General features: G+C 43.6%; 9 protein-coding genes. 2 read left to right on the forward strand and 7 right to left on the reverse strand.

The genetic code is table 11. The features are described 5' to 3' along the window. The first annotated feature begins 179 nt into the window (after nt 1-179). Nucleotides 180-1,799, forward strand: coding sequence for an alpha-glucosidase family protein (locus tag L1D50_RS17745; RefSeq protein WP_128728340.1), 1,620 nt, complete (start codon nt 180-182; stop codon nt 1,797-1,799). A 30-nt stretch (nt 1,800-1,829) separates the two neighbouring features. On the opposite strand, the gene L1D50_RS17750 is transcribed toward L1D50_RS17745, so the two are convergent. The 6 genes from L1D50_RS17750 to L1D50_RS17775 form a co-directional block, all read right to left on the reverse strand. Further along, entirely contained in the window at nt 1,830-3,440 is a 1,611-nt protein-coding gene (locus tag L1D50_RS17750; RefSeq protein WP_239966516.1) for an EAL domain-containing protein, read from the reverse strand. Between the two features lie 110 nt (nt 3,441-3,550). Continuing rightward, a complete protein-coding gene (gene ihfA, locus L1D50_RS17755) occupies nt 3,551-3,850 on the reverse strand; it encodes an integration host factor subunit alpha (RefSeq protein WP_010377997.1) in 300 nt (99 codons plus the stop codon). A 2-nt stretch (nt 3,851-3,852) separates the two neighbouring features. Then, complete coding sequence (pheT, locus tag L1D50_RS17760) at nt 3,853-6,240, reverse strand: phenylalanine--tRNA ligase subunit beta (RefSeq protein WP_239966517.1); 2,388 nt, start codon at nt 6,238-6,240, stop codon at nt 3,853-3,855. Between the two features lie 13 nt (nt 6,241-6,253). Further along, nucleotides 6,254-7,234, reverse strand: a complete 981-nt coding sequence (gene pheS / locus L1D50_RS17765; protein WP_010604038.1) for a phenylalanine--tRNA ligase subunit alpha — start codon at nt 7,232-7,234, stop codon at nt 6,254-6,256. Between the two features lie 83 nt (nt 7,235-7,317). Beyond that, on the reverse strand, nt 7,318-8,022 hold the full coding sequence (gene hda / locus L1D50_RS17770) for a DnaA inactivator Hda (RefSeq protein WP_117332898.1): 705 nt from the start codon (nt 8,020-8,022) through the stop codon (nt 7,318-7,320). 1 nt (nt 8,023) lies between these two features. Next, nucleotides 8,024-9,085 carry a DUF2066 domain-containing protein gene (locus L1D50_RS17775; protein WP_239966518.1) on the reverse strand — a complete coding sequence of 354 codons (1,062 nt, stop codon included), beginning with the start codon at nt 9,083-9,085 and terminating at the stop codon, nt 8,024-8,026. 274 nt (nt 9,086-9,359) lie between these two features. On the opposite strand from L1D50_RS17775, the gene L1D50_RS17780 reads away from it, so the two are divergent. Beyond that, complete coding sequence (locus L1D50_RS17780) at nt 9,360-9,800, forward strand: VOC family protein (RefSeq protein ID WP_128728345.1); 441 nt, start codon at nt 9,360-9,362, stop codon at nt 9,798-9,800. A gap of 55 nt (nt 9,801-9,855) precedes the next feature. Here L1D50_RS17780 and L1D50_RS17785 read toward each other — a convergent pair whose 3' ends face one another. After that, nucleotides 9,856-10,608, reverse strand: a complete 753-nt coding sequence (locus tag L1D50_RS17785) for a transporter substrate-binding domain-containing protein (protein ID WP_128728346.1) — start codon at nt 10,606-10,608, stop codon at nt 9,856-9,858. Nucleotides 10,609-10,788: the final 180 nt, after the last annotated feature.

The raw sequence follows: 10,788 nt of genomic DNA on the forward strand, positions 1-10,788 counted from the left end.
ATGTAAATGACTTATCATAAATTTACCCAACAAAACCTGCATACGTATGCAGGTTTTTTACAGCCCCATGAGCATGACGTATTCTTTGGCAAAATTAGTGGTGAAAGTGCCTAGTATCGTATTTACTTGATACTCAGCACGACCACAGAATAAACACGCACATAGCCTGGAGAAAGTGCATGGCAAATAATGAATGGTGGAAAGGCGCGGTTATCTATCAAATATATCCACGTAGCTTTCAGGACAGTAACGCAGATGGTATTGGCGACTTACAGGGTATTATTCAGCGACTAGACTACATTAAGTCGCTTGGTGTTGATGCAGTATGGATTTCACCATTTTTTAAATCACCGATGAAAGACTTTGGCTATGATATTAGCGATTATCGCGATATCGATCCTATGTTCGGCACACTCGACGATTTTGATACGCTTATCAGCGAAGCACATAACCGTGATATTAAGATCATCATTGATCAGGTACTTAGTCATACCTCAAATCAACACCCTTGGTTTGTCGAAAGTCGTGAAAACAAAACAAACGACAAAGCAGACTGGTATGTATGGGCCGATGCCAATCCAGACGGCAGTCCACCAAACAATTGGCTATCCATTTTTGGCGGTGTTGCCTGGCAGTGGGAGCCTAGACGTTGCCAATATTACCTGCATAACTTCTTAACTGAGCAGCCGGATCTTAACTTTCATCACCCTGAAGTGCGTAAAGCCGTACTAGACAACGTCGAATTTTGGCTTAAAAAAGGCGTTGATGGATTTAGACTAGATGCCATCAACTTCTGTTTTCACGACAAGCAGCTTAGGGATAATCCAGCTAAGCCTATTGAGCTTCGTCAAGGTCGTGGCTTTAGCGAAGACAACCCTTATGCTTTTCAGTACCATTATTACAACAATACACAACCTGAAAACTTACTGTTCATGGAAGAGATCCGTGCCTTATTAGATAGATACCCAGGCACAGTTAGCTTGGGTGAGATAAGCTCAGAAGACTCTTTGCAAACAATGGCAGAGTACACAGCCGATGGTAACAAGCTACACATGGGTTATAGCTTTGAGCTCCTAACTAACGATTATAGTGCAAAGTACATCAGAGAAACGGTTGCTCGCCTAGAGTCAGTCATGACCGAAGGTTGGCCATGTTGGGCGTTTGCAAATCACGATGTAGAACGGGTAGCAAGTCGCTGGAGTGTAGATGGCAAGGTGAACGATACGCAGGTCAAAATGCTCACCGCCCTTCTCGGTTCATTGCGCGGTAGCGTCTGTATGTATCAAGGCGAAGAACTTGGACTTGGCGAAGCCACCGTTGCTTTCGAGGAGCTGCAGGACCCATATGGCATTACCTTCTGGCCAAACTTTAAAGGCCGTGATGGCTGTAGAACGCCGCTTCCGTGGACAAAAGAAAAAACCAATGCTGGATTCTCAGAATCTAAGCCTTGGTTACCAGTTTCTGAAGCGCATGCGCTACGAGCTGTAGATGAACAGGCAGTAGATGACTATTCAACGCTCAGCTACTATCAAGCTTTTTTACAGTGGCGAAATGCGCAACCTGCACTAAAAACAGGCGATATTGAGTTTATTGATACTCCAGAGCCAGTATTAGCTTTTTACCGTAAAGCACAAACCCAGACACTGCTGTGCGCATTCAACTTAGCCGCTACTCAGCAAAGCGTGACACTTCCTGAAGTTGCATTAATGCAGTGCGACCTGAAGCACCTAAGTGGCACGGCAAGCGCAAATGTACTCACTCTTGATGCATTTGGTTGCTACTTCGCTAAGGTTATTTAATTTTAGGGTCTATTGAAAGTAACAGAGTGGTTAAGCTGCTCTGTTATCACCCAGCGCTTTACCTACCTCACACTGCAATTGCGGCAGCTCCAATGCTTTAAAGTAAAGCCAGCCTTGGTGAATATTCACTCCTCGACTTTTTAGGTAACTTGCTTGAGCCTGAGTTTCTACCCCTTCGGCAATCAGTTTTTTGTCCAGCTTTTCCGCCATATCAATCACCGCCGATAAAACCGGGGATTGCAAAGTATCTAGGCCAATCGATGCGACAAAGCTCTGGTCTATTTTCAGTAGGTCAATCGGAAAACTTTGCAGGTACTGCAGACCACTATACCCCGTGCCAAAATCATCAATCGCGATTTCTATTCCGGCACGTTTGAGCTCAGTTAGTACCGTTTTGGTTTGAGCTTGTGTCAGCACATCGCGCTCAGTTAATTCAATAGTCAACGATGATATTTGACATTTTGCAGCGAGTAAGGCGTCTATATAGCGCTTAGAACCCAGAAGTAAACCATTAACGTTAAAAGAAACCTTAAAGTCTGGCTGAACTTCTAAGATGTCCGTTAAATCACGCACAGCGTTTTCGACTTGCGCTATCGAGATATCTAAAATAGTACCATCTCGCTCAGCCTCGGGAACAAAGTAAGCTGGCCCTAGCACACCTTCAAGTGGATGTCGCCAACGAATGAGCACCTCTACGCCCACTATCGACTTCACTTCGGAATTAACGAGTGGTTGATATACGTTAAACAGCTCATCATTTGCCAATGCTCTTAGTATTTGGGTTTTACTGCTTAACTGGCGCTTGTCATAACTGATTAATAACAACGTAAGGCCAACCCAAGAGACGCCATAAAAAACACTCCAGAGTATTAACCATAACCAACCTAGACTCACTAGTTGCTCGTCATTTTTTGCAATAATCAAACTCATCTGCGGTAAACTTGGAATAGCAGCAACGTAAGCAAATTTTACTTTTCCATCATCAAAAAGTGCTTCTACTGCACGGCTATTAGCGGACGGAAATAGTTTTTGACGGATTGGCAAAGCGTATTTACCATTTAAAAAAATCGGCACACCCGTGCTATTGTCGACCAAGGCAGCAAAATCGGTATTATGATGAGCCGAAATATCAAGCATACTCTTCAGCCAATGAGCAGGGATCAACACATTCACTTCATAGCCATCGTCTCTTGTACGTGCTAGAACAAAGGCTGGAAGCTCCAGGTAGTCAGTAATAACTGGACCGTAGTATCTTAGCCCGGGCTTTTTTATGGGGGCACTGGTATTAACAGGTGGAGTGAGCTGCCCAAAAGAGTTGCAAACCAATTTCCCTTTACTATCTACTATACCTATTTCGCTCATACCTGGATTTTCAAAAACCAATCTACGCATGTACTGTAGACCCTCAGGGTCACAATTCGAAGAAAGGTGGATAGCATGTTTTAAGGTATCGTCTACTACAGCAAACTCTTTGTTGATGTCAGATACAATCCGACTCGCTACGGTAGTAAGGTTGGATTTAGCAGTCTCTTTTTGATGCACATAAGTGAATGCTGCCAAAATTGAAAATACAAAGGTGCAAGACAACCAAGCAATAAAGATATTCTTAAACAACTTGCTTAAGGAGTGTGCTCCTCGCATAAGCTCTCCACTCCACAGAACGCAACTAAGCGCAGAGTGTAGCTTGAATATGTGACAAAACTATTTCAATATAAAAAAAGCCTTGGTATCACCACCAAGGCTTTCTTATATTACAAGTTTTTGCTTGTGCCGACCTCAACACGGGTTTTTAACTTTTGGCCAGGCCTAAAAGTTACCACGCGTCGCGCAGAGATAGGAATATCTTCCCCAGTTTTTGGGTTCCTACCTGGGCGTTCCTTCTTGTCGCGAAGGTCAAAGTTACCAAACCCAGAGAGCTTTACTTGCTCGCCGTTTTCTAGCGCTGAGCGGATTTCTTCAAAAAACGCTTCAACTAAGTCTTTGGCATCTTTCTTATTGATCCCCAGTTTTTCAAATAGGTGTTCAGCTATGTCGGCTTTAGTAAGCGCCATATCTAGTCCCTCAACGATGCATTGAATTGTTTGGCCAGTTCGGCCACCACGTTTTCTACAACCGCGTTGATGTCTTTCTCTTCGAGCGTTCTATCAACCGCTTGTAATGTTAGAGCAATGGCTAAACTCTTATGATCAGGTTCAACCCCTTGCCCTTTGTACACATCGAATAAGTTTAGGTCAACTAATTGATTTCCGCCAACTTTCTCAATGCACTCTAAAATATCGCCTATTTTTACGTCATCTGCAACTAAAATAGCAATATCTCTTCTATTTGATGGGAATTTCGAGATACTAACTGCTTCTGGAAGCAGGCGATTTTCTAAAGCAGCCATGTCGATTTCAAATACATATGGTGTATCTTTAAGCTCTAACGGCTTTAATAGCTGAGGGTGAACAGCACCGATGAAACCAACCTTTTTACCGTCTGCATAAATTGCAGCTGATTGACCTGGGTGCAAACCATCGCTCGCTTCTGCTTTAAAGCTAAAGCGTGCTTTATCGTTACAAAGCGCAAGTAATGCTTCTACATCGCCTTTCACATCAAAGAAATCCACTTTACGTGAAGGCACAGACCAGTGTTCGTTGTGCGTATTACCATACGCGATACCACCGATCACAGCAGTTTGACGTACGCCGTTTTCCGCGCTGTCGTCTTTGATGAACTTAAGGCCCGTTTCGAATAAGCGAATACGTGACTGTTGACGGTTTTGGTTATAAGAAACCGCATTGATAAGCCCTGTCATCAAGCTTACACGCATTGCTGACATTTCAATCGAAATTGGGTGCGGAAGAATTAATGCATCGGCTTCAGGATGTAGCTGCTGCTGTGCTTTTGGATCAACGAAACTGTATGTGATGGCTTCTTGATAACCACGGCTTACTAACTCATCTCTAAAACGCGCTACAGGCAAATGGGCTTCTTGATGATCTGTCATCTTTAACGCTGCGGTTGGCGCCACATTTGGGATATTGTTGTAACCAAATACGCGAGCAACTTCTTCAATTAAGTCTTCTTCGATACTAATATCGAAGCGATAGCTTGGCACTGTTGCTTGCCACTGGCCGCCTGCAAATGTTACAGCTAAGCCCAGACGCGTTAAAATGTCTGACACTTTAGCATCTTCGATATGATAACCGATCACACGGTCTAAACGCTCACGGCGTAACGTCACCTGACGCTCTTTTGGTAAATCTGCTTCTGACACAGCTTCAACAATCGGGCCTGCTTCACCGCCAACGATTTCAAGTAACAAGCCTGTCGCTCTTTCCATTGCATCACGCTGCAGCACTGGGTCTACACCACGCTCGTAACGGTGCGATGCATCGGTATGCAAACCGTAGTTACGTGCCTGACCTGCAATCGCAAGCGGTGCAAAGAACGCGCTTTCTAGCAAGATGTCATTTGTCTCGTCACTAACACCAGACTGTTCACCACCGAAAATACCGGCCATCGCAAGTGCTTTATTATCATCAGCAATCAGTAGCGTTGATGGATTAAGCTTCGCCGTGTTGCCGTCTAACAATACTAGCTCTTCATTCTCAAAGGCATTACGTACTTTAATTCCACCTTCGATTTGGCTTAAATCGAACGCGTGCATCGGGTGACCTAGCTCAAGCAACACGTAGTTCGTTACGTCAACAACTGGATCAATCGAGCGAACACCGCAGCGGCGCAGTTTCTCTACCATCCAAAACGGGGTCTCTGCTTTAACATTAACGCCCTTGATCACACGACCTAAGTAGCGTGGACATGCTTCGCTATTTACCAGTTCAATAGAGATTTTATCATCAATCGTTGGCGCAACAGGCGTGATAGCAACTTCTGTTACGTCAATGCTGTTTAGTACCCCAACTTCACGAGCCAGACCTTTGATCCCTAAACAGTCGCTACGGTTAGCCGTTAAATCAACGTCAATAGTCACGTCGTTCAAGCCAAAGTATTCACGAATGTCTTGGCCAATTGGCGCATCCATAGGGAGTTCTAAAATACCGTCTGAACTTTCCGCCATGCCAAGCTCTTCAAACGCACACAACATACCGTGAGACGGCTGACCACGAAGTTTGGCTTTCTTAATTTTGAAATCGCCAGGAAGCGTTGCGCCCACTTTAGCAACCGCTACTTTTAAACCGGCACGGCAGTTAGCGGCACCACAGACAATATCTAGTAGCTCGTCTTCGCCTACATTTACTTTTGTTACTCTAAGTTTGTCAGCATCTGGGTGTTGACCACATTCGACCACTTCACCGACAACCACACCTTGGAAGTCACCGGCAACTGGGTCTACACCATCAACTTCTAAACCCGCCATTGATAATTGCTCAGATAACGCATCAGTATCAATTGCTGGATTGACCCACTCGCGTAACCACTTTTCACTGAATTTCATACTTTTGTCGCTCTTATCTGAATTGGTTTAGGAATTTTAAGTCGTTTTCGAAGAAAGCTCTTAAGTCAGTTACGCCGTAACGTAACATCGTCAAACGCTCAACCCCCATACCGAAGGCGAAACCAGTGTATTTTTCAGGGTCAATGCCTACCGATCGCAATACGTTAGGGTGCACCATGCCGCAGCCTAGTACTTCAAGCCATTTACCATTTTTACCTTTTACATCTACCTCAGCAGAAGGTTCTGTAAACGGAAAGTATGAAGGACGGAAACGGATTTCCATATCTTCTTCAAAGAAGTTGCGTAGGAAATCGTGCAAAATCCCTTTAAGTTCTGTAAAGCTTACGTTAGTGTCTACCATCAAGCCTTCAACTTGGTGGAACATTGGCGTATGTGTTTGATCGTAATCGTTACGGTATACACGACCTGGTGAGATAATACGTAAAGGTGGCTGCTCAGCTTCCATTGTACGGATCTGAACGCCACTGGTTTGTGTACGTAGTACCAATTTAGGATTGAAGTAGAAAGTATCATGATCGGCACGCGCAGGGTGGTGCTCTGGAATATTTAGCGCATCAAAGTTATGAAAGTCATCTTCAACCTCTGGGCCAGATTTAACAGCAAATCCTAGCTCACCAAAAAACTGCTCAATACGCTCAATGGTGCGAGTAACTGGGTGAAGACCACCAGCTGGCATTGTACGACCCGGCAACGTCACATCAATTGTCTCAGCTGCTAGCTTCTGCTCAAGTGCAGCATTGGCTAACGCTTCACGTTTTACCGTAATCGCATCTTGTACTTGGGTCTTCGCTTGGTTAATCACCTGACCTGCGTCTTTACGCTCTTCTGGTGCTAGTTTGCCTAGCGTTTTAAGAAGACCTGTGATCTCACCTTTTTTACCAAGGTAGTTAACTCTAACTTCCTCAAGGTGCGCAATTTCGCTTGCCTGCTCAACGGCTTCAAGCGCTTGCGCTAAAATATTTTCTAAATTCATTGTCTACCTGATCTTTGCTGAGGTAATTTGCTGTTATTTAATCTCTTATGATAACTGAATTGCAAGGCGATATTCTAGCCCTGTTACAGCTTTAAAGTGGCTTTTATAAAAGGAATTGTTAACTTTCTTTGCGCAGCCATGGATGCGTGATCGAGTTTATCCAATACATCAAGTAACGCACGCATATCACGACTCAATCTCGTGAGCAAAAATCGCGCACATTCATCGGATAGTTCAAGGCCACGCATATGCGCTCTTTTTACTAAGGCTTCGGCTTTATCATCGTCACTCATCGAGCGGATCTGAAAGGTCGTTCCCCAGGTTAGGCGCGATTCTAAGTCTGGCAGTGACAAATTCAGCATGTTGGGTAACAGATCGGCAGTGACCACTAGGCATTTGCCTTTTTCATTAAAACGATTGAAAAAGTTAAATAAGGCTTTTTCCCACGCTTCATCTCCTGCAACCAAATGCACATCGTCTATACAAACTACATCCAGTGCATCGAGCCCATCTAACACTAACGGACCAAAATCCAACACTTCTCGCATAGACAATAAGATAGTTGAAAGCCCAAGCTCTTGCGCTTCAATGCACGTGGCATAAAGCAAGTGCGACTTGCCAGAGTCTGCTAATCCACACAGGTAAGTGTACTGAAAACCAGTTAAACGACGGGCAAGGCCATTTTTTAAGTGACTTACTTCCAATGACGCTTCGCCACCAAAATAAGAGGCAAAGGTTTCGTCATCTGGCAGTGTCACTGGCAACGCCATTTGACGTGGCGATTCCATCCTATTTGCCCACCCAATTGTATTTAAGGTTATTTTCGTCTGCAATTTGATAATAAGCTCTTGGGTCTTCATACGCCTTAAAGCTTTGCTCCAATGCAATCGTTTTACGCAAGTCTGTTGTGCTTGAGGTATGTTCAATTGCAAACTTCACCGCTGTTTTCGCACGGTAGATCACATCGACATCCACCACCGTACTCATGGATAGCAAACGACGCTTAGCCATTTCTACATCCGAAAATGATCGTAATTGCTCGACAACAATTTCAGTTCGATGGGCCTCTAAAGTAAGATTAGGATCGATAACATACTTCTGAGCCAAGGTACTAGATAGCTGATTCACCATATCAATGATAACTTGCTGCTTGTCACCAACATATTGCTCAGGCTCAAAATATTCGGCATCAGTGTAGCGCCAGTCTAACTGCCAAGAATTTGTATGGGCAGGCTGAAACAAACGTGCAGTGATAACGCGCTCCGCCTCATAACGCAATGACGCTTCCTCAACTTCGTTAGAAAAGTTTCCCCATACCTCTGCGATACTCACATTGCTGCGATCTTCAAGATCCATCAAAGGGACGACGACTGGCACACCCCATTCGTCTGCTGTGTCATAAATCAAGCGTTCGAGTTGAGGGTAGCTTTCTTGCGTAACAAACTCTCGGCGGAAGTTATCTTCAATCACCATCCATATCGCGACCATAGGACGGCGGTTGCCCCAAAGCGGTAAGCTAGCTTCTCTAACCAAATCTTCGACCTTACCAGGCTCAAACTCCACCTTTATTTTAGTTACACCTTGTCGATCATAATATTCATACCTCAGCATGTAATCTGAAATACGCTTAAGGCTCGCTTGGATAGAAGGGTGAGAAAAATCATCGGCTTTACCCGTGAGCTTTTGCAACACTTTTAATAATGCCTGTTGGCTCGCTTGCGCTCGTGTTGCGCGAGATTTGTCGTTAACACTCAGCGAGGCTTCATATAAATTTTGAACTTCTACTGCTTTTGCCGTCATAGCAAAACAAAACAGTGCAATAAGGATCAGCCTGATGATCATAATGTCCATGTTTTTTGACTATAAAGTCTGATCCTAAATCAATCATCTGCTTAAAGCAAAGGGCAACGAAAAATATCATGAAATTTTATAAAAACATGATAAATAACAAAATATTAATCTAATATTCAGTATTGTTTGAAGCTATATAGGAACAGGTTCTTGTACTTCTTTTCGGCTCATAAAGCACGTTTATCGCCACTGTTAAGCGTCAAAGTCTGTTGACCTTCCAATCTGATGTAGAACACTTTAAAATTTATCAACTAGAGTCTAAATGGATTACATAATGAAATACTTACACACTATGGTGCGAGTCCGTGACCTTAATGAGTCAATGAAGTTTTATTGCGAGCTATTGGGCCTCGTTGAAGTGAAACGTTATGACAGTGAGCAAGGTCGCTTTAGTCTGGTTTATCTTGCCGCCCCTGATCAAGTTGAACAAGCGCAGCAAAGCTTTTCTCCTACTATCGAACTTACCTATAATTGGGATCCGGAAGAATACACGGGGGGACGAAATTTTGGTCACTTGGCCTTTGCCGTAGAGAACATTTATGCACTTTGCCAAAAACTGCAAGATGCCGGAGTCGTGATCAACAGACCACCGCGCTGTGGCCACATGGCATTTGTAAAATCTCCAGATGGAATTTCTATCGAGTTACTGCAGCAAGGTGATGCATTGCCTCCAGCTGAGCCTTGGCAGTCAATGGACAACACTGGCAGTTGGTAATCACTCAAGCGCCTGAGCGATGTAACTGATTTAAATAAAATTAGTCCCCAATCGCTCAATAGACAAGATGATAGCTTTTAAGCAATTTCACCAGTTGTTTTTTGAAGGGCTTGGAATCTAGCACCAGCTGTAGCGCCTCAAAGTCCGATACAGAACTTTTAGGTGCCAATATCGCTCTGAAATAGGTTTCGTGCGGATTTTGTGAAAAGTGAAACACTCTCTTCCATCCATTTTTAGCAATAAGATATTCTGTCGTAGACCGACTGACGATCGCAATACTCACCCGCTTTTTTAGGACCATTTCCAACAGCGCTTCTTCGGAATTTACGTTCACTCGCTGGATATTGGATTGCTCCATTCCCTGATCTAGGTGTCGATAATAGTATCCAGCAATAGCGCCAACCTGATTTCCATACAAAGAGCTGGGGTGATAATATTCGAACGGTTGATCTATATGCGAAACAAATTCGTCCGTGTCATACATTAACGGGCTACTCCACAAATATTTTTGTTTTTTTCGGTCATCAAACCAAGCTGGATTTACCCCTAATATGAAGCCTTGAAACGTTTGTCGTTCGAGTTGCTTATCTAAGCGTTTGCGTGGTACAAACCGTACTTCTACCCGTACGTCTTTTTGTACTGCATTAATTAATTTGGCTAAATCAAAATAGAGGCCTTTTTGGGACTCTAGATCAATAACATAGGGTGGTTTATCGTGATATATATAGAGAATTTGTGTTTCTGTGGCTTTCACTGAAAAGGCCAGCATTAACAAAGTAGTAATGGCAATACAATACTGTTTTAACACTGAGCGCCTCGTGTATACCCTAAACTTTTCATACAGTCTAATACAGCCTAGCTCCTTCTTGGCACATCAGTTAATTCCTTTTGCATGTTTTTACAATAAGTAAAGGGACCAAAGGCCCCTTCACTTCACAAAAATATAACAAAAACAAATTATTAACAAGTAATATCTGTGATCTAACTC

This window comes from Pseudoalteromonas sp. Isolate6 (genome assembly GCF_022398435.1).
Classification (GTDB): Bacteria; Pseudomonadota; Gammaproteobacteria; order Enterobacterales; family Alteromonadaceae; genus Pseudoalteromonas; species Pseudoalteromonas galatheae.